This window comes from Halobacillus sp. 12SKB (assembly GCF_052941655.1).
The window spans coordinates 3,862,292-3,882,435 of the sequence record NZ_JBRFWR010000001.1 but is presented as its reverse complement, the minus strand read 5'-3'; the positions used below and the strand labels follow the sequence as shown (position 1 = coordinate 3,882,435).

Sequence of the window (20,144 nt, the reverse complement as noted above, 5' to 3'; positions counted from 1 at the left end):
AGGTGGCATTTTCAGGTAAAATAGTTTCTACATTCATAAGACTTTATCACTAACTGGAAGGATTGCGAAGATTCTATTACAAGATGTTTCTGAGTTCTTTTTTTTAATCGTTAAGGGGGGGAGCGTTCAGAACGGTTTAGGGGATATAATTTTTTGCGAGGTTATTGACATTGATTGTATTTCGTAGTATATTATTTCTTGTCAGCAAGTGCAGAACTTTACATACGATTCCGTAGCTCAGCTGGGAGAGCGCCACCTTGACAGGGTGGAGGTCGTTGGTTCGAGCCCAATCGGAATCACTAATTAAAAAGAGAGCCTTCTATATGGAGGCTCTCTTTTTTCTATGGTACTATTTCATTTAAATCTGTGAACATCTTATCCTGTGAAGTGACGTCAGCATAAAAATGTTCACGGATCTTTTTTCCCTATGACTTTTGTAAGCTGAAATCTTCGTTACAAGCTTGTGCTAACTTTTCTACCTCGTTATTGAACCTCTTGAAATCGAGTTCATCCAATTCCTCAACTCTTACAGCATTGATGATTGTTTTTCCGAATGCCCAAACATCTTGTTGAACCGCTTGATCGTGCATAGCAGCAATTTTGTACAAAGATTCTACGACACTATTCATAACGGATATATCATGATAACCATAAATTTTTATTTGGTAAAAGCTCTTATACAGATACTCTTCAAAGGATTTTGGCTGTGCGATTAGACGAAGGTCCTCATCAGCATCAATGTAGTATCGGATTGGTTCATACACAGATGCCAGCTCTATGAGCAATGACCCAATCCGGTTAATACAGTTGGTCGCTGTATGAGGATCATTCATGCTTGGTGAAATGGCTCTGACTGCAATCTCCACAAGCTTTTGTACAGAAAATTCGACATCCTGAGTATCAATCCGTTCATTCCCAATTAGAACTAGCGCGGCACACTCCTGAGGGTTTTTAAGTTCACTGTCCGTATCTCGCCAATAATAAAAGAGGGGCATTCCTTTTTGGATGTAGTCTCCCATTAAAAAATTCGTCTCAAGTATGAGTGTGTGATCTTTTGCCCACTTAATAAGAGAGCCGTACTGGACATTTTGAACGTAGCCGGATTTCTCAGCCTGGATGATTTGAGCTTTTGACTGGTCTAATGATTTTAGTTCGTTGTCATCCCACTCGGTCGCTGTTAGATAATTTTTTTCTTCAAATGTTTTTGCAATGAGTGCGGAGGTGCTTTTTCTTATTGAACCAATTAAGTTGTTCACTTTTAGGAACCGTGATGAATGGTGGATGAACAGGATGAAAAATGCCAAACAAATAATTGAGACGACTACCGTGAAGAGGGGGCTGACCAACCCTAAGCCCGGTTCTTTTCCTAATAGAAACAGGTTGATAAGAGAAAAAATAAATCCAAAAGAAAACACACCCAGCACATGTTGAGTCACGCGACTCTTCATAAAGTCCTGAAGGGTACGTGGGGAGAATTGTGTTGTGTACGTTGTCAGTACAACCATGATGGTCGAAAAGCTGATGGTTGTCATCGTTAAGATAGAAGTCACCATTGAGCCGTATAATGTTTGAGCAACCGAAGACTTCGTCAAAAAGAGAGAAGGGATGTTGTTTTTGTATTCCGATATGATCCATTGATCGATGAGAGCGGTTATCGCTACTGCAATGATTGATAGGATACTGTATATCGTTGGGAGAAACCAAAAACTATCTCTGAGATTGATCCAAACCTTTCCTTTGTTCATTGAAAGACCTACTTCCTCGTTTAGGGTATGATTCTTAGTATGACCGATTATGGCAAGGATAAAAAGAAGCTTTTACATGAACTTAAAAAACTCTTAAAATTTTATTGACACTTCATTTGTTCCGTAGTATATTATTATTTGTCAGCAAAACAGCCGACAAATTTCTACATAGGATTCCGTAGCTCAGCTGGGAGAGCGCCACCTTGACAGGGTGGAGGTCGTTGGTTCGAGCCCAATCGGAATCATCCATACTAAGTGCCGGAATGGCGCAGTTTCTCATCCAGGGAGAGGCTGCGTCATTTCTTTTTTTATTTATAGATATATCTAGTTTTTCTCAAAAGAAAAGAGACAGATGAGTGCTGTCTCTTTAAAAATATCGAATGTTATGATACTTCCTTGAAGTTAATGGAAATGATTCGGTCTGTCGCTGGATTATAGATGACCGTTCCTTCAATGCTCATGGTTTCCTGAGGGGATTCCATAACAAACTTGTAAACTTCTTTTACGTTACCGTTCTGCTGGGTTTGGCTTACTTTACTATAGTCTGTGGCATTATAATTCGGATAGGCCGACTGAGCGATCTCTAAAAGATATTTCCCCCACTTTTCTTCCTCTAATTGAGGGTTCGGTGTGATTTCTACATTGATGACACCAAGATCTACACTTGCACCTAACGTTTCAAAGGCTTTTTTGTGAAGGTTGATTTTATTTTCTGGATAGTTAGGGACTTGATCGACGACCGTGACTAAAACCACCCGTTGATTGGCTGTGTTTTTCACTTTGATCGTCTGCCCGCATTGGTAAGGTGAATTTTGACCAACTGCAGCCGTCATGTATCGGTTATTCGACCATGGAATTCCACATTTGGTCACTTCTCCGCCTTCTGTCCAGGTTGCCTGGCCGCGCACCGTCTGCCTTACATCATAGCCGTAGTAGTTGGCGTATGTTTCATAGGATTGAGGATAGGCATAACGAGAATAAGGGTAGTAAGGATTTGGTCCATAGGAATAGCCATAACCATAAGGGACATGATTAAAATTGGAGTACATTCATTTTCCCCCTGTCTTTACTTTATATCCTCAATAGCCTATGTCATTTTTGACTGGTGTGTGACCGTCCATTATGTACTCCTGTTTTCCATGAAAATCGTCTGATAATGAAGGGGAGGTTAATCAACGAGGACTAACCAGTGATCATCTTTTAATGCGTCAGGTGGATACCTGAAAATGTTCTTATATACAGCCTTCATTTCATCGTACAGTTTTTTTGAATGGATGGTTCTCAAGTATCTGTCCGGATTGTCTTTGAAAGATTGGAGCTTATGTAAATCCAGACTGATTTTATAGGAGTAAAAGCGTTCAGAAGACCGTAGGAATGACTTTTCTGTTGGTTCCACATCATTTTGGGCAAGTGGTTGTTTGCTATGGATTCTTATTCTTTTTGAGGTTTTGTTATCTTCCTCAAATTCCTCACTTACGTCGAAAAATTTCCTGTAGGGCGCTACCGAATCACTGTCAATATAACTGGTACGGAAACTGAACTCGACAGCTCCATGCTCTCCAGATACGACACAAAAAGCGAGATATGTACACTTTTCTGCGATTCCTCGTTCGATCTCTTCCTTGTTACTAAAGCAGTGACAAAAGCTTTTGTTCATGAGTGCACACCCTTTATCAAGTAGATTTTTACTATTATATCATGCTTAACCAATGATTCGGCGACAAATAAACTTCCGACAATCGACCTGATCCTATTGTCTTAAATTGTAAATTTACGCTAGATTTACAGTTTATTAATTAATGTCTCATAATCTCCAAGTAATATGCTTACTGCATTGACATATTACGAGGAGGAATTAAGTTGTTCAGCAAAAAGTATATGAAAAAATTATTGCCTGTGGCTCTATCCACGTCTTTGATTCTTGGAGGATCCGCTTTTACCTTTAACGATGAAGTTCATGCAAAATCTAAAGATGATAAAGGAAAGGTAGAGAACATTATTTTTCTAATTGGCGATGGGATGGGGCCTAACTATACATCCGCTTACCGTTACTTCAAGGATGACCCTTCTACTCCTTATACGGAAAACACGGCGTTCGATGAGCATTTAATCGGCATGCAGGAGACCTATTCCTGGGATCCGGAAGAGAGTATTACAGATTCCGCTGCCGCTGCAACTTCAATGGCAGCCGGAATTAAAACCTACAACAATGCAATCGCAGTGGACATGGAGAAGAATGAAGTGAAAACTGCTCTAGAGTTGGCGAAGGAAAAAGGAAAAGCAACCGGTCTTGTAGCGACATCTCAAGTCAATCATGCTACACCTGCCTCATTCGGTGCCCATGATGAATCCCGTCATAATTACAATGATATCGCTGATGATTACTTTGATGAAAAAGTGAAAGGGGAACATAAAATTGATGTATTGCTTGGGGGAGGTACTTCATATTTCAAAAGGGAGGACCGCGACCTGACCAATGACTTCCAGAAAGATGGATACAGCTACGTGGAATCTCGTGAGGAACTAATGGAAGATTCCAATGAACAAATCGTTGGTTTATTCGCTCCTAAAGGGATGGACAAGATGATTGACCGTTCTTCCGATGCTCCTTCCTTAAAGGAAATGACTTCTTCCGCCTTGGACAGGCTGAGCAAGGACAAAGATGGTTTCTTCCTGATGGTGGAAGGCAGTCAGATCGACTGGGCGGGTCATGATAATGATGTAGTGGCGGCTATGAGCGATATGCAGGACTTTGAAGCGGCTTATGAAGAAGCCATTGAGTTTGCGAAGAACAATAAGAATACCTTAGTTGTTACGACAGCCGACCACTCTACAGGTGGAATGACGATGGGACGGGATGGAGAATATCAGTGGAATCCTGAACCTTTGAAAGCTGCGAAACGTACACCTGACTTTATGGCTTCAGAGATTGCTGAAGGGGCAGGGGTTGATGAAACGTTAGAGCAGTATATCGACCTTGAATTAACAGACGGTGAAGTTCAATCCGTCAAAGATGCAGCAGAAAATGGATCAGTCACGGAGATTGATAATGCGATTGAGCACATTTTCGATATTCGTTCCGGTACCGGTTGGACAACAGGCGGCCACACAGGTGAAGATGTAATTGTTTACGGTTATGGGCCTCAGTCTCAACAATTCGCAGGACTGCATGATAACCATGAGGTTGGACAAAAGGTCATGAACTTGATGGAGAATGGAAAGATGAAAAAGCAGGCACATAAATAAAAGAAAAAGCTTCCCTTCCTTAGGGAGGCTTTTTTAGAAAAGGAGAGATAAACGTTGAAACGTTTGCTGCTATTATTGAGTTTAACCATTTCCATTATTCTCACGGGGTGTTCCAACCAAGTGGCTGGAGAAGGGAATGAGTCGGAGAATCAACCTCCATTATTTGAAATCCCAGAACAAACAAAATATAAAAACAACCCCCAAGCGCCTGATGATCAGGATTTAAAGGAAGCAGGGGACCAGATAGAAGATATGGATGGTCAGTTAACTCTTAAAGCTATGAAGGAGATGGAGAAGTATAGCGAAGTTGGACCGGTCCAAATGGCGGTAAAGGACGTGAAAGTGCTCAATTATTCTCCTTCGCCTGACTTAGTGGATTATTTCCACGCCTATACTCATAATGAAACAAATTTTAATTATATTAAGTTTACTGTTGCTATAAAAAATACGGGAGATCAGAAAGTGAACTTAGCGCCTGTGGAAGTCTTGAAGACGAATACGGCGGAGAAGTTGGGGTTCAATGACGATTTTTATTTGGAAAAACTGAAAGGAGAGTACGAGCCAGGCGAAACAAGAGTAGGGCAAATGGGATTCGTCCTCGAACAGGATTGGGAAGAATTAGAGACTGTGACGATTGAGACCAGTGATGTTTTGGATGAGGAAGGGAACGCGTTGGCAGAAGGAGAAAAAATAGAAGTAGAATGGAAATAACCATTTACGTTCGACGGACAATAAAATAGTAGAAATAAGCGGCCCTTCATCTTCTTAAGGTGGAGGGGCCGCTTATTTTTGTTGTTCATCATGTGTTACCCGTTCACAGGTATTCCACCATTCACGTGGATCATTTGACCTGTCACGTAGCTGGAATCTTTGCTTGCTAAATAGACATATGCAGGAGCGAGCTCATACGGCTGTCCCGGACGCCCCATGGGATTCGTAGAACCGAATTCCGCCACTTTTTGTTTATCAAAACTTGCAGGGATCAATGGTGTCCAAATGGGTCCAGGGGCAACGCCGTTCACACGGATGCCTTTACTTACTAAGGACTTGGCGAGAGAACGTGTGAACGTGGTAATGGCTCCTTTGGTTGAAGAATAGTCGATCAATTGCTCATTCCCCTCATAAGCGGTAACCGAAGAGGTGTTAATGATGGTGCTTCCTTTTTGCAGGTGAGGGATAATCGCTTTAGCCATATATACATAAGAAAAGAAATTCACCCGAAAGGTCTTCTCAAGCTGCTGATTCGTAACAGCCAAGAGGTCTTTTTGCGGGAATTGCATCGCTGCATTGTTTACGAGCACATCAATCTTTCCGAAGTCTGCTTTGATGCGCTGGACGGTTTCTTCACAGAATGCTGGACTTCCGATCTCTCCATTATATAGGCGGCATGTTCGACCTTCCGCTTCGATCAACTGTTTCGTCTTCTCAGCATCTTCCTGTTCGTTGAGGAATAAGACAGCAATGTCGGCACCTTCCTTAGCGAAGTACAAGCTGACTGCACGCCCAATACCACTGTCTCCTCCAGTGATTACAGCCACTTTTCCCTTTAACTTTTCACTTCCTTTATAATTTGGATCCACATATTCCGGGAGCGGATTCATTTTATGTTCAAAACCCGGCTGCCGTTCCTGGTGCTGCTTCGGCTGAATTTCCTTCTTTTGATTGCTCATCAGAACCCTCCTATATGTAAAATACTGGATGACCTGGTCACCCAATATTAGGATGCCCAGGTCATCCAGTATTATCCAAATATTAGATATCCCTCGGCAAAAGGTCATTGTGTCAAAATGGGAGGTTTTTGATTTGACACTTCGTCCATTGATGTAGAAATTTTCTGAATTTATAATATATTTGAAGGGTGTAAAGGAACAGAATCTACGAGTAGAGGTGAAAAAATGGAGACAACTTTCTCAAAAAAGAATCAGGTAACGATCAAGAACTTCATTGGCGGCGAGTGGGTTTCGTCGGTAAGCGGGCAAGTGGAGGACGTACCCAATCCTGCGACAGGAGAGATCATTGCCCAAGTTCCCATTTCATCAAAAGAGGATGTAGATAAAGCGGTCCAATCAGCTAGAGAAGCATACAAAACGTGGAAAAAAGTGCCGGTGCCGAAACGGGCAAGAGTGATGTTTAAGTATCACCAGTTGCTCGTAGAAAATCGTGAGGAGTTAGCAAAGGCACTCACACAGGAAAATGGAAAAACGATGAAAGATGCGACAGGTGAAGTGCAGCGCGGCATTGAATGTGTGGAATTCGCAGCTGGTGCACCAAGTCTTATGATGGGCGACGTTCTTCCAGATATTGCGGAAGGAATCGACTCTGGAATGTACCGCTATCCGGTAGGGGTCGTCGGTGGAATTACACCATTCAACTTCCCAATGATGGTGCCGTTATGGATGTTCCCGCTCGCGATCGTTTGTGGCAATACATTTGTATTGAAACCGTCCGAACGTACTCCAATCCTTGCGAAGATGCTCGTCGAGTTGATTCATGAAGCGGGTCTTCCGAAGGGTGTACTCAACGTTGTTAATGGTGCCCATGATGTTGTAAACGGATTACTTGAGCATGACGAAGTTGACGCCATCTCATTCGTTGGATCTCAGCCTGTTGCGGAATATGTGTACAAAACGGCCGCTAACCACGGCAAGAGAGTTCAAGCACTTGCTGGAGCAAAGAACCACTCCATCGTTCTCCCTGACTGTAACTTAGACAAGTCGGTAGAAGGTATCATCAATGCGGCTTTCGGAAGCGCAGGAGAGCGTTGCATGGCTTGTTCTGTTGTTGTAGCGGTAGGTGATGTAGCTGACGACCTTGTCGCCAAATTAAAAGAAGCCGCTGACCAGTTAAATGTAGGAAATGGTTTAGATCAGGAAACCAATCTCGGACCATTGATTCGTGACTCCCACCGCGAGCGTGTTCTCGGCTATATCGAAGCCGGGGAACAGGATAATGCGAAGCTCGTACGTGATGGTCGAGTAGAACTTCGAGAGAATGAGTCCGGTTATTTCCTTGGTGCGACGATTTTTGATTACGTCACCGATGAAATGAAGATCTGGAAAGATGAGATTTTTGCTCCTGTTCTTAGTATTGTTCGTGCCGATTCACTTGACGAAGCGATCGAAACGGCCAACAAATCTGAATTCGCCAATGGTGCTGTTATTTACACATCAAGCGGAAAAGCCGTTCAACAGTTCAGAGAAGAGATGGATGCCGGAATGCTTGGTGTCAACGTCAACGTTCCTGCCCCAATGGCGTTCTTCCCGTTCTCTGGAAATAAGAAGTCCTTCTATGGCGATCTCCATGCCAATGGTAAGGATGGACTGAACTTCTATACGAAGCGTAAAATGCTGACCCAACGCTGGTATTAATTTTATGAGTGCGCGGAATTTACACATTTCGCGCACACTTCCCACCATTGGATCCACAAAATCCCTGCCAATCTTACAAAAAATCTAAACACTAAATGCAACATTTAACATTATGTATAATGGAATTTTTCAATTTTTAATGTAAAGTAAGAATAGTTATTTAAAAATTCAGTAAATAAAGAAAATTCAATAACAGGAGGTGAACGAAGAGAAGGAAATCATATTCTTGGGGATGTTGGTTTCGGTGTGACCGTACAACAAAAAAGGATTACATAAGGAGGAATTATAGTGTCTGATAAAGTCCAAATTGGTTTGATCCAGGCATCACATGATGTGGATGGAAGTGAGCCTGTAGAGGTTCATAAACAACATTCCATAGAAAAGCATATCAAACTTGTAAAAGAAGCAGCGGAAAAAGGGGCACAGATCATCTGCCTTCAGGAAATCTTCTATGGTCCATATTTTTGCTCGGAGCAAAACCCGAAGTGGTACGATTCCGCAGAAGAAATTCCAAATGGTCCAACGACGATACGTTTCCAGGAGCTTGCGAAGGAGTTAGGCGTCGTCATTGTTCTGCCTATCTATGAAAAAGAGGGAATTTCGACGTACTACAATACAGCGGCTGTCATCGATGCAGATGGCTCTTATCTAGGAAAATACCGCAAACACCATATTCCGCAAGTAGCTGTAGGGGACAAAGGGCACGGATTTTGGGAGAAATATTACTTCAAGCCAGGAAATCTAGGCTATCCAGTATTTGATACGGCCTTTGCCAAAGTCGGTGTTTATATCTGCTATGACCGCCACTTCCCTGAGGGTGCTAGATTACTAGGATTGAACGGCGCAGAAGTGGTGTTCAACCCATCAGCCACTGTAGCTGGACTTTCTGAGTATCTATGGAAACTTGAGCAGCCTGCTCATGCCGTAGCGAATGGGTATTACCTTGGCGCTATCAACCGTGTCGGTTATGAAGGGCCTTGGAACATGGGTGAATTTTATGGTCAATCTTATCTTGTCGACCCTCGTGGGAACTTCGTTGAAACCGCCAGCCGTGATCAAGACGAAGTCCTCGTTGCAGAAATGGACAAGAAGTTTATCCGTGAAGTACGTGACACATGGCAGTTCTACAGAGACCGCCGTCCCGAAACTTATGAAAACATGGTTGAGCTTCTCCCTTAAACCTTATCCATCAGACACAAAGTAGAAGTTCTGCATAGAGCAAAAGAAAATGAACCATTTTCTCTATGTGGAACTTTTTTATTAAGAGGCCTATCCAAGAGCCTCTCTTTCATTAAAGGAGGGAAACACCTTGACCCAGTTAAAGAGCAAAGGAATTTCATTAGAAAATTTGAAGGTGAACTTCGAGGAAGTCCATGACGGGCTGAATGCTCAGGAAGCGATGGAAGAATCGAACCGCTGTTTGTATTGTTACGATGCTCCTTGTATCCAGGCTTGCCCCACAGGCATCGATATTCCGAAATTCATTAAGAAAATCGCATCAGGGAACTTGAAAGGTTCTGCGACGACGATCATGTCGTCCAACCCTGTCGGTGCAACTTGCGCCCGTGTTTGTCCGACGGAAGAGTTATGCGAAGGTGCCTGTGTTTTAAACCATTCCACGGAACCGATCTTAATTGGAGATCTGCAACGATTTGCCACAGACTGGGCCATCAAAAACGAACAATTATTGTTCAAGCCTGGCAAGAAAAACGGGAAAAAAGTTGCGGTTGTCGGTGGAGGGCCTGCCGGGTTATCCGCAGCTAGGGAACTCGCCAGGTTCGGTTATGACGTAACAATATTTGAAGCCGAAGCTGAAGCGGGTGGTCTTGATACGTACGGGATCGTATCTTTCCGTCTCCCACAGGATATATCCCGTTGGGAAGTCGATCAAGTCGAGAAACTGGATGTTGAAATCCGAACCAAGACGCGTGTAGGCACTGATGTTTCTTTTGACGAGTTGACTAATAATTATGATTCGATTGTTTTGACGATCGGAATGGGGAATGTTCCGATGCTCGGCATTAATGGAGAGGATCTGGACGGAGTGCATGACGCGATTGATTTTGTGAAAAGTACGAAATCCGGACCGATCACCGACGAGCTCCTTGGGAAAAATGTCGTCGTTGTCGGCGCTGGTAACACAGCAATCGATGCAGCGACCTGTGCCGCTAGAAAAGGTGCTGGCGATGTAAAGATCGTCTATCGCCGGACAAGGAATGAAATGACCGCTTATGAGTTTGAATATGACTTCGCGAAGCAGGATGATGTAGAATTCAACTGGCTCACACAACCTGTTGAAATCATTGGTGATGAAAACGGGAAAGTCACTCATTTGAAATGCGTGAAGATGGCCCTCGGTGATCCGGATGCAGATGGACGACGCCGACCATCGCCTGTTGAAAACTCTGAATTTGTTATGGAAGTAGACGCTGTCATTAAAGCGATTGGACAAAGTCGTTATACCGATCTTATTGAAGGGTTTGGGCTGGATCATGAAGGTGGCGTGGTCACAGTAGATCCAGATACATTGCAGACATCGAACCCGAAAGTGTTTTCAGCGGGAGATGTCATTTTTGCCAAAGGTCAGGGAGAGGCGATGGTCGTGACAGCTGCACAGCAAGGAAAAGAGGCGGCGATGGCGATCCACAAACAACTGGCACCTGAACCGACGAACGCCTACAAATCTTTCAACAAGGAGGAACATACATGGCTGACTTAAGTTTGAATTTAGCAGGAATCAAGTCTCCGAATCCATACTGGCTCGCATCTGCACCTCCAACAAACTCGGGCTACCAGGTCCAGCGCGCATTTGAAGCGGGATGGGGTGGCGCCGTTTGGAAAACATTGGGTGAACCAATCTTGAATGTATCCTCCCGTTTTGCGGCCGTAGGATTTAATGGAAAACAAGTGGCCGGCTTCAATAACATTGAGCTGATCACAGACCGTCCATTGGAAGTGAACTTGAAAGAAATCTATGAAACGAAAAAAAGGTTTCCAGACCATGCGATTATCGCTTCGTTAATGGTTGAACCGACTCAGGAAAAATGGCATGAAATTGTCAAGCGTGTCGAAGATGTCGGGGTGGATGGGTTGGAGTTGAACTTCGGGTGTCCACACGGGATGGCGGAACGCGGCATGGGGGCAGCCTCCGGCCAGGTCCCGGAGCTTGTTGAGAAGCAGACGATGTGGGCGAAAGAAGTCGCGCAAACGCCTGTCATCGTAAAACTCACACCAAATATTACCGATATTACCTTCACAGCAGAAGCAGCTGTTAATGGTGGCGCGGATGCAGTCAGTATGATTAACACGATCAACAGTCTAGCTGGGGTTGATATCGATTCATGGGATACCATTCCTAACGTAGCTGGAAAAGGAGCCCACGGTGGATACTGTGGTCCTGCTGTTAAGCCAATTGCATTGAACATGGTGGCTGAATGTGCCCGTCATCCGAAAATCAATGTTCCGATTTCCGGAATGGGCGGAGTATCGAGCTGGAGAGAAGCGGTCGAGTTCATGCTGATGGGCGCAACAGGGGTCCAGGTCTGTACAGCTGCGATGCATCACGGATTCAGCATCATTGAGGATATGGTCGATGGCCTCGACAATTATCTCGATGAAAAAGGCATTGATTCTGTAATGGATCTTGTTGGGAAGTCTGTCGAGAAGTATAGCGACTGGGGTAATTTGGACCTCAATCACCAGGTTGTTGCTCAAATCAATAATGATGTGTGTATCAACTGTAATAAGTGTCATATCGCCTGTGAAGATACTTCTCACCAGTGTATCGACATGTTGAAGGATGCCGATGGGAACGACATTTTGAAAGTACGTGAAGAAGACTGTGTAGGGTGTAACCTCTGCAGCATCGTATGCCCAGTTGATGGCGCGATTGACATGGTTGAGTATGCGAATGGAAAGCCGCCGATGACATGGAATGAAAGACAAGCAGCGATTGGTGCCGCCTCTTCTTGTGATGTGAATTTAATCAAATAAATGGTATGGAGGGATAAGATGAAGAAAATTATCAAAAACGGAACGATTGTGACGGCTGCAGATACGTACAAAGCGGATATTCTTATCGAAAACGAGAAAATTGCCCTGATCGGTCAAGATTTGACCGATTCAGCAGCTGAAGTCGTAGATGCGGAAGGAAACTACATATTCCCTGGTGGGATAGACCCGCACACGCACCTTGAAATGCCTTTTGGTGGAACAGTCAGTAAGGATGATTTTGAAACAGGTACAATTGCGGCAGCGCACGGTGGAACGACCACAGTCATCGACTTCTGTCTGACAGACAAAGGAAAGCCGCTACAGAATTCGATCGATCAGTGGCACGCGAAATCTAAGGATAAATCAGTCATCGACTACAGCTTTCACCTAATGATTGGTGAAATGAACGATGATGTTCTTGAGCAGCTACCAAGTGTCATTGAGGACGAAGGGATTACCTCATTTAAGGTGTTCATGGCCTATAAAAATGTGTTCCAGGCAGATGACGGCACCCTTTTCCGTACATTAGAACAAGCGAAAAAACTGGGCGCATTAGTCATGGTTCACGCAGAGAATGGTGATGTGATCGATCATCTAGTCAATAAAGCATTGGAAGCTGGACAAACAGATCCGATCTACCATGCGTTGACGCGGCCTCCGGAAGTAGAGGGTGAAGCGACGGGGCGTGCAGCAGAATTGACGGGACTTGCTGATTCTCAGCTGTATGTCGTCCACGTGACTTGTGAACAAGCGGTCGAAGCGATTGCAAAAGCTCGTAAAAAGGGGTACAACGTCACAGGGGAAACCTGTCCGCAATACTTGGTTCTCGATCAAAGTTACTTAGAAAAGCCAGACTTCGAAGGTGCGAAATATGTGTGGTCTCCACCACTTCGTGAAAAGCACCACCAGGAAGTGTTATGGACCGCACTTAAGACAGGAGATCTGCAAACGCTTGGTTCAGACCAGTGCTCCTTTGACTTTAAAGGTCAAAAAGACTTAGGTAAAGGCGACTTCACGAAGATTCCGAATGGTGGTCCAATCATCGAAGATCGCGTCAGTATTCTTTTCTCTGAAGGGGTGAAGAAAGGAAGAATTACACTGAATGAATTCGTAGATATTACATCTACGAAAATTGCGAAGACATTCGGCTTGTTTCCTCAGAAAGGAACGATCTCGGTCGGCGCAGATGCGGATATCGTCATCTTCGACCCGACTGTAGAACGGACGATTTCTGTAGAAACGAGTCACATGGCTGCCGATTACAATCCTTTTGAAGGGATGAAAGTGACAGGGCAGCCGGTCAGTGTCCTCTCCCGTGGTGACTATGTCATTAAGAACAAAGAATTTGTCGGTAAACTCGGAAAAGGAAATTATTTGAAACGTTCCCGTTACGGGGAACTGACATCCTCCAAAGAAGAACTTTATCAAAAGTAACCTGTCCGTATGCCATATGAATGTAGGCTGCCTCGCTTCATAGAAAGCCAGGCAGCCTTTTAAAAAACAGGTATAGGTAGGAGGAGTCCAAAAGTATGGACAAAAAAACCAATCATTTAATGTCACCAGATTTAATGCCCATCCCCCACAATGAGAAAAAAATCAGCACCCTTGGTTTTTCATTCATGTGGGTCGGAATGGCTGTCGTACTGGCAGCTTTCGCTATAGGGGGAGCGGGTGTTCAGGAGATATCCTTGATCTGGGTCGTTCTTGGCACATTGTTGGGAACGATTCTAATCGGTCTTGCCATATCAGTCACGGCTGATATTGGAATTGAACACGGGATATCTTTCCCTGTTTACATGAGAGCCCCTTTTGGTACGATAGGTACCCATTTCCCATCTATCGTGCGTGGAGTGGCTGCATCCATGTGGTTCGGGATTAATACGTTCTTCGGTTCAACAGCTATCAACGGAATTTTAAACATCTTATTCGGTTTTGATAATTGGTTTGTTTGTTATATTCTTTTTGCTTTATTCCAATTATTCAACACGGCATTAGGAATCAAAGCGGTAGAAAAGTTCGCCGATCTGGCTGCCCCGATCATCATTTTGATTGGAGTATGGATGTATTTTACGCTTGCAGGAACAGCTTCTGAACAGGGGAAAGACATATGGAGCTGGGTGGAAAGCCCTGTAACCGGAGGAGCAGCTTTTACAGCTTTTGTGGTCGTCGTTGTTGGGAATATGGGATATTGGTCAACGCTCGCAGCTGATATAGCTTCCATCTCCCGTTTTATAAAAGCACCGAAACTGGAACGTAATTGGGTGAAAAGAAACAAAGGGGCTCTCGTAGGAAGCCTTGTAGCACTGCCTTTGACACAAACATTCATCGTGGTTCTTGGTGCCGTCTCTTACATTGCTGTCTCCAACTTTGACCCTGTCGTCGCTTTACAGGAATCAGCCAGTGGACTTGTTTTAGGGATCCTTTTATTGATGATCGTTCTTGCCCAGTGGTCAACAAACGTATCAGCAAACATCGTACCTGCGGCTACCATCTTTTCAAATGTCGGCGGACCGAAGCTGCCATTCTGGGCCGGCGTTTTTATTGCGGGTCTTGTAGGAACAGTCATTCAGCCCTGGAGTATTTTCAATTTATTGATTCCGGTATTATTGATTGCCGCAGCCATTCTCTCCGTTATCGTAGGCATCATTTTTGCGGATTACTATTTATTGAGAAAGCGGAGAATGAACGTCCACGATTTGTATAAACAAGGCGGGCAATTCCGTTACGACGGAGGGGTCAACTGGGCAGGCATCATTTCATGGGTCATTGGAAGTGCCTTCGCCTACACATTCTCTACCTATTCTTTCTTCGTCGGGTTTGGTGTTGGCGCGTTATGTTATTACTTATTAGCCAAGCATTGGTATTTCAAAAAGCATCCCCAGGCCGAAATCGATAACCCAAGTGACGATGAATACCTTGGCATTACCGTCGGTCGTGACTGGGTAATCGGAGAAAAATTCGTAGAAGAAAAGCTGGGGCGTAAGACAGGAACAGAAGGATCCACACAAAAAATGGATGCATAACAAGGAGGAATTCAAATGTCTGACCATCGCGAGTTTGAAGCAGAACGCGAAAAGATCGACTTTTTATTGGAACAGGGCTATGTCATTAGTGGAGTCACTGAAAATTTAAGTGGGGCATTCGTCGAGTTTCAATATAAAGGAAACGAATCTGATAAAAGTGAGAAGGAACGGCTGCACATCCTGCACCCGGATACGAGGAAGTATTTCTCTACCATTCTCGTCCAGCAACAAAAAAAACAGAGTGTGAAATAGAAGAAAGAGGATTGGCTCCCTGCCAATCCTCTTTCTTCTATTTCATCTACATCTTCCGTATAAGCTCCCGTTTGTGGAAGACTCGGTTTCGAGGCGATTGTGTGGTTCTAGGGGCTCCGGGAAAAGGTTCGCTTTCCATGGGGCGGGCGGTGAGCCTCCTCAGGCTCCGCCTTCCGGGGTCTCACCTGTCCCACACGTCCCATAGGAGTCTCACCGTTTCCCTCCGCCCCTTAACTTTATAAGTGTCTCGAAGCCACTTATGTTTTTCATACCTAAGAGATCCGCAAGCGTATATACTTGTTAAACAAGCATTCAGAGATCTTTTTAACTAGAGAGCAGCGGTTTTGGAAGTTCTTTTACCCAGTCTGTGGATTCCACTTCTCACAAACATACAAGCTGATTTCTCAGAAGTGGTTTCAAGACACTTATATCGCAAAGGGCGGAGGGGAATGGCGAGACTCCTGCGGGAAAAAGTGCAGGGTGAGACCCCACAGGACGCAGTCCGAGGAGGCTCACCGCGCTCCCGCGGAAAGCGAGCTATTCCCCGCAGCCCTATCCACTCAACAACAGTCTCGAAACTGAGTCTTACACAATTCTGCCAGTTTGTTGAATATCATTGAAGAGTAGGGTACGTGTTAGATTCACTAGGACTATTAAACTTTTTTGTAAGAAAATCTCACAATCTATTAGATTTTTCTGAAAAATTGTTGTACTTTAAAAGAGGGGTCATTCAATGAACGAACACATGTCGATTGAAAACATCCTGAAAAGGGACCACTTCGCTTCTGCAGAAGTAATTGCTGGTGGGAAAGGCGTCGACCGGCTGGTCAAATGGGTTCACGTTTATGAGATGATCGAAGTGAGAAAGAACTTAAAAGGTGGAGAGCTTGTCCTTTCGACAGGTTTTGGCTGGAAGGATGACCATGAGCTTTTTATCCACTTGTTAAAACAATTAATTGAAAAAGAAGTAGCCGGGATTTGTATCGAGATCGGGAGTTTCGTTGATTACATAAGCCAGGAAGCGATCGATTATGCGGAAGCTAACAATTTTCCGATCATCTTATTCCGGGAAGAAGTTTCTTTTGTGGAAATTACCCAAGATATACATGCGGATCTCATCAATCAGCAATACGAGTTTATTACGAATTTAGAAGATTATTCGCAGCGGCTGAATAAACGATTGTTATCGATTGATAACTATTTTGAGATCCTAAAAAATTTGCAGCAATATGTGAATTGCCAGCTCGTCTACATTGCCAAGGATCATACGGTCGTTACGATCCCAGCCTTGAGAGAGAAAGAACGCGAGCAAGTATTGATGGAGCTGAGCCGGCCGAATACCGGGTCGAGAAGAGTTTTAAAACAGCCGGTCCAAGTATTTGACCGGGAATTTGCGAATATTTACTTATTGTCCAATCGTAGAGAGTTCGGTGAATTCGAATCTTTATTATTGGACCGAACGGGGACTGCCCTGGCGCAATACTTGTTAAGAGAACTTTATACGGAAGAGAAAAGAAAAGCAAAAGAAACGGAATGGCTGACAGAGTGGTTGCAGGGAGAGCATGAAGAAGAAGAGATTCGTGACAGACTTGCCATTTACAAACTGGACAAAACCGTAAAAGGCGCCATTGTACTTACCATTAAGTTAAATATGGTGGACAGACAAAAATCCAATCCTGACGTCACTTATATGAATATGCTCATCCACAATATTTTTGACCAGAACGGGTATTATGTTTTTCCTGTAGAGAAGCGACATCAGCTTACTTTTATTCTTTTGAACAGAAAAGAAGAAGAAGATTGGAAGGAAAGGATCAAACGCGGGGTTGTAAGGCTGCAGAAAATCAGTCTACTGAATGATTCGAGTATTTCATCTTTTCAAATTGCAGGTGGTAAATACGTCAAGGAACTATCCAAGTTGCATGAAAGTTTTCAAACCGCCCAGGAGACCTTAACTTTACAGGAGAAGCTTCCAGAAAGTCAGTCCAAATTTTTTTACGATGACTTACACATGTACCGATTGATTTCACTCGTCCATCAGCACAGTAATCTTGATGGATTGGTCGAAGAGTACCTAGAACCGATTATCAAGTATGACGAAAAAAATAACACCAACCTCCTTGAGACATTAAGGGTCTATTTGGCGTGCAACGGATCCAAAAAAGAAACCGCTTCCAAAGTTTTTGTAGTGCGTCAAACGTTATATCATCGCCTTGAGAAGTTAGAAAAACTGCTGGGACCTGACTTTATGGAATGTGAAAAGCGGCAGGTCATCGAATTTGCGCTTCTCGCTCATGAATATCAAAGAGCCGTAACCTAACCACCATCCTTAACACTTATTCTTTTCTTCTGAATAAGTGTTTTTTATACCCCTTTTCCTACTAAAGCTTCCTTTAGTTGAAGACTGTCTCACCTTTCCCATACGTCCTTTTGGTTATCCGGTTGCGGCGCCTAGCGGCTAGTGAGACTTCCCTCGCTTCTGTACGATAAGTCAACATCGAATCGCTACGCTCTCCGTGTTTCCTTTATCTCCGCCAGCTCAGTCCAGTCCATACGCCGCTGATCGAGGCGCCTCCACACTTAAGGTAGGAGTCTCACCGTTTCCCTCCGCCCCTTTACCTTATAAGTGTCTCGAAACCACTTCTAAAAGGGGCAGCTTATATGGTTGAGGGAAGTGGATGATTAGAACACCTGTATTCATAAGTAAGGTTCCAATTCTTCTCCCATAGGCGGGCATATAGTGTGTTGTATCAAGCATTTGCGTATCCTAAACGTCAATTGGGGTAGAGTTTATATCATTAACTTCTCATAACCATACAAGCTTATTTTTTTATTAGTGGTTTCGAGAACCTTACTTTGTTAAGGGACGTAGGGGAATGACGAGACTTCTGCGGGAAAAAAGTGCAGGGTGAGACCCCACAGGACGCAGTCCGAGGAGGCTCACCGCGCTCCCGCGGAAAGCGAGTCATTCCCCGTACCCCCACCCACTCAATAAAAGTCTCGAAACTGAGTCCTCAAATATCCTGCCAGATCGTTGAATAGGGCTCTTGTCATTATGTGAAAGTGGGGAGATGACTGTTTGACATAATGTCTAATGAAAGCGTGACTCAAATGTTAGATAATTAAGATAATTCTAACAAAAGATCATTGAGGAGGAATCTCCGTTGACTAAAGCTGATGTAAAAAGTGAATTGCTTTCAAAAGACGAGAAGTACGTATGGCACTCCATGAAACCTTATAACCCTGTAGCAACAATGGTGGCGAAAAGTGCGAAAGGTTCCTGGATCACCGATATAGACGGTAACCGGTTCTTGGATGCGATGTCAGGATTATGGTGTGTGAACGTGGGATATGGAAGGGAAGAGCTTGCGAAAGCAGCTTATGAACAGATCAAGGATCTATCCTATATGCCGCTTACTCAAAGCCATGAAGCAGCAATTCAATTAGGAGAAAAAATCAATCAGTTACTTGGGGATGACTATGTTGTTTTTTTCTCAAACAGTGGATCGGAAGCGAATGAAGCGGCGTTTAAAATGGTACGTCAATATCATCAGCAGAAAGGAGACCATTACCGCACGAAGTTCATTTCAAGGTATCGAGCTTATCATGGAAATTCCACAAGCGCGTTAGCTGCCACGGGCCAAGCACAGAGGAAATATAAGTATGAACCACTTGGCCCCGGTTTTTTACATGTCGCCCCCCCTGATGAGTATCGGAATGAACATAGTGAAAAAGATCAATGGGGAGCAAAGGAAATTGATGATGTGATGACATGGGAATATAGTGAGTCGATTGCTGGAGTGATCATGGAGCCGATTATTACAGGTGGTGGTGTGATCGTACCGCCTGAGCAGTATATGAAAGAGGTTCAAGCGATTTGTGAAAAACACGGAGCCCTTATGATCGTGGATGAGGTGATTTGTGGTTTTGGACGCACAGGTAAGCCGTTCGGTTTTATGAACTATGGAGTAAAGCCTGATATCATTACGATGGCGAAAGGGATTACGAGTGCTTATCTTCCTCTTTCAGCAACAGCAGTCAAACGGGAAGTGTACGAAGCTTTTTGTGGAGACGACACGTATGACTTCTTCCGTCACATCAATACCTTCGGTGGTCATCCAGCAGCATGTGCGGTTGCCCTCAAGAATATTGAAATTATGGAAAGAGAAAACTTGTTTGACCGTTCGCGTGAATTAGGTGAGGCAGCAAGAAATGATTTGAACACGCGTCTTCAAAACCATAACCATGTGGGCAATGTAAGAGGGAAGGGTTTGCTCATCGGTATCGAGATGGTGGAAAGTAAAGAAACGAAGGACCCATTAGCTGTGGAGAAAGTTAATCAGATCATCGCCTTTTGTAAAAACAAAGGGATACTGATTGGCAAAAACGGGATGACAGTAGCTGGCTTCAATAATGTCATTACATTGTCCCCGCCTTTGTCTATTGAAGAAGAGGATTTGACTTTCTTGCTTGATACCGTGGTAGAGGCGATTCAGTCGATATGACCGTGATGGGAG

15 protein-coding genes and 2 tRNA genes are annotated in these 20,144 nt (G+C 44.0%); 13 read left to right on the top strand and 4 right to left on the bottom strand.

The window, feature by feature from the left end; genetic code table 11:
• Window positions 1-226: 226 nt before the first annotated feature.
• Window positions 227-299 (top strand) — tRNA-Val (locus tag ACQ4XT_RS19505).
• 126 nt (window positions 300-425) lie between these two features.
• Here the strand turns inward: ACQ4XT_RS19505 and ACQ4XT_RS19500 are convergent.
• On the bottom strand, window positions 426-1,745 hold the full coding sequence (locus ACQ4XT_RS19500; protein WP_446855241.1) for a DUF2254 domain-containing protein: 1,320 nt from the start codon (window positions 1,743-1,745) through the stop codon (window positions 426-428).
• Window positions 1,746-1,917: 172 nt separating this feature from the next.
• Between ACQ4XT_RS19500 and ACQ4XT_RS19495 the strand changes: the two genes are divergently transcribed.
• Window positions 1,918-1,990, top strand: a tRNA-Val gene (locus tag ACQ4XT_RS19495).
• Between the two features lie 138 nt (window positions 1,991-2,128).
• Here the strand turns inward: ACQ4XT_RS19495 and ACQ4XT_RS19490 are convergent.
• Together ACQ4XT_RS19490 and ACQ4XT_RS19485 are read right to left on the bottom strand one after the other, a co-directional pair.
• Complete coding sequence (locus tag ACQ4XT_RS19490) at window positions 2,129-2,794, bottom strand: DUF3889 domain-containing protein (protein ID WP_446855239.1); 666 nt, start codon at window positions 2,792-2,794, stop codon at window positions 2,129-2,131.
• 119 nt (window positions 2,795-2,913) lie between these two features.
• A complete protein-coding gene (locus ACQ4XT_RS19485) occupies window positions 2,914-3,402 on the bottom strand; it encodes a hypothetical protein (protein WP_446855237.1) in 489 nt (162 codons plus the stop codon).
• A 221-nt stretch (window positions 3,403-3,623) separates the two neighbouring features.
• Here ACQ4XT_RS19485 and ACQ4XT_RS19480 point away from each other — a divergent pair, with 221 nt between their 5' ends.
• Together ACQ4XT_RS19480 and ACQ4XT_RS19475 are read left to right on the top strand one after the other, a co-directional pair.
• Complete coding sequence (locus tag ACQ4XT_RS19480) at window positions 3,624-4,991, top strand: alkaline phosphatase (RefSeq protein ID WP_446855235.1); 1,368 nt, start codon at window positions 3,624-3,626, stop codon at window positions 4,989-4,991.
• A 54-nt stretch (window positions 4,992-5,045) separates the two neighbouring features.
• Complete coding sequence (locus tag ACQ4XT_RS19475; protein WP_446855234.1) at window positions 5,046-5,702, top strand: hypothetical protein; 657 nt, start codon at window positions 5,046-5,048, stop codon at window positions 5,700-5,702.
• A 95-nt stretch (window positions 5,703-5,797) separates the two neighbouring features.
• On the opposite strand, the gene ACQ4XT_RS19470 is transcribed toward ACQ4XT_RS19475, so the two are convergent.
• The gene (locus ACQ4XT_RS19470) at window positions 5,798-6,661 is read right to left on the bottom strand and encodes an SDR family oxidoreductase (RefSeq protein ID WP_446855232.1); all 864 of its coding nucleotides are present in this window, start codon (window positions 6,659-6,661) and stop codon (window positions 5,798-5,800) included.
• A gap of 225 nt (window positions 6,662-6,886) precedes the next feature.
• Between ACQ4XT_RS19470 and ACQ4XT_RS19465 the strand changes: the two genes are divergently transcribed.
• The 9 genes from ACQ4XT_RS19465 to ACQ4XT_RS19425 all read left to right on the top strand — a co-directional run bounded on the left by ACQ4XT_RS19465 (window position 6,887) and on the right by ACQ4XT_RS19425 (window position 20,132).
• Window positions 6,887-8,359: a CoA-acylating methylmalonate-semialdehyde dehydrogenase gene (locus tag ACQ4XT_RS19465; RefSeq protein WP_446855231.1), complete on the top strand. Its 1,473-nt coding sequence runs from the start codon at window positions 6,887-6,889 to the stop codon at window positions 8,357-8,359.
• Between the two features lie 288 nt (window positions 8,360-8,647).
• Window positions 8,648-9,538, top strand: a complete 891-nt coding sequence (locus ACQ4XT_RS19460; protein ID WP_089653976.1) for a nitrilase-related carbon-nitrogen hydrolase — start codon at window positions 8,648-8,650, stop codon at window positions 9,536-9,538.
• A gap of 130 nt (window positions 9,539-9,668) precedes the next feature.
• Complete coding sequence (locus ACQ4XT_RS19455; protein WP_446855229.1) at window positions 9,669-11,078, top strand: NAD(P)-dependent oxidoreductase; 1,410 nt, start codon at window positions 9,669-9,671, stop codon at window positions 11,076-11,078.
• On the top strand, window positions 11,066-12,352 hold the full coding sequence (gene preA / locus ACQ4XT_RS19450) for an NAD-dependent dihydropyrimidine dehydrogenase subunit PreA (protein WP_160912082.1): 1,287 nt from the start codon (window positions 11,066-11,068) through the stop codon (window positions 12,350-12,352). The genes ACQ4XT_RS19455 and preA overlap by 13 nt, the downstream gene beginning before the upstream one ends.
• Window positions 12,353-12,370: 18 nt before the next feature.
• Window positions 12,371-13,786 carry a dihydropyrimidinase gene (gene hydA, locus ACQ4XT_RS19445; RefSeq protein WP_446855227.1) on the top strand — a complete coding sequence of 472 codons (1,416 nt, stop codon included), beginning with the start codon at window positions 12,371-12,373 and terminating at the stop codon, window positions 13,784-13,786.
• Between the two features lie 95 nt (window positions 13,787-13,881).
• A complete protein-coding gene (locus tag ACQ4XT_RS19440) occupies window positions 13,882-15,375 on the top strand; it encodes an NCS1 family transporter (protein WP_446855225.1) in 1,494 nt (497 codons plus the stop codon).
• 15 nt (window positions 15,376-15,390) lie between these two features.
• Window positions 15,391-15,627 carry a hypothetical protein gene (locus tag ACQ4XT_RS19435; protein WP_160912088.1) on the top strand — a complete coding sequence of 79 codons (237 nt, stop codon included), beginning with the start codon at window positions 15,391-15,393 and terminating at the stop codon, window positions 15,625-15,627.
• 733 nt (window positions 15,628-16,360) lie between these two features.
• Window positions 16,361-17,947 (top strand): PucR family transcriptional regulator, encoded by a 1,587-nt coding sequence (locus ACQ4XT_RS19430; protein ID WP_446855223.1) that lies wholly within the window; start codon window positions 16,361-16,363, stop codon window positions 17,945-17,947.
• Between the two features lie 844 nt (window positions 17,948-18,791).
• Window positions 18,792-20,132 (top strand): aspartate aminotransferase family protein, encoded by a 1,341-nt coding sequence (locus ACQ4XT_RS19425; RefSeq protein WP_446855221.1) that lies wholly within the window; start codon window positions 18,792-18,794, stop codon window positions 20,130-20,132.
• Window positions 20,133-20,144: the final 12 nt, after the last annotated feature.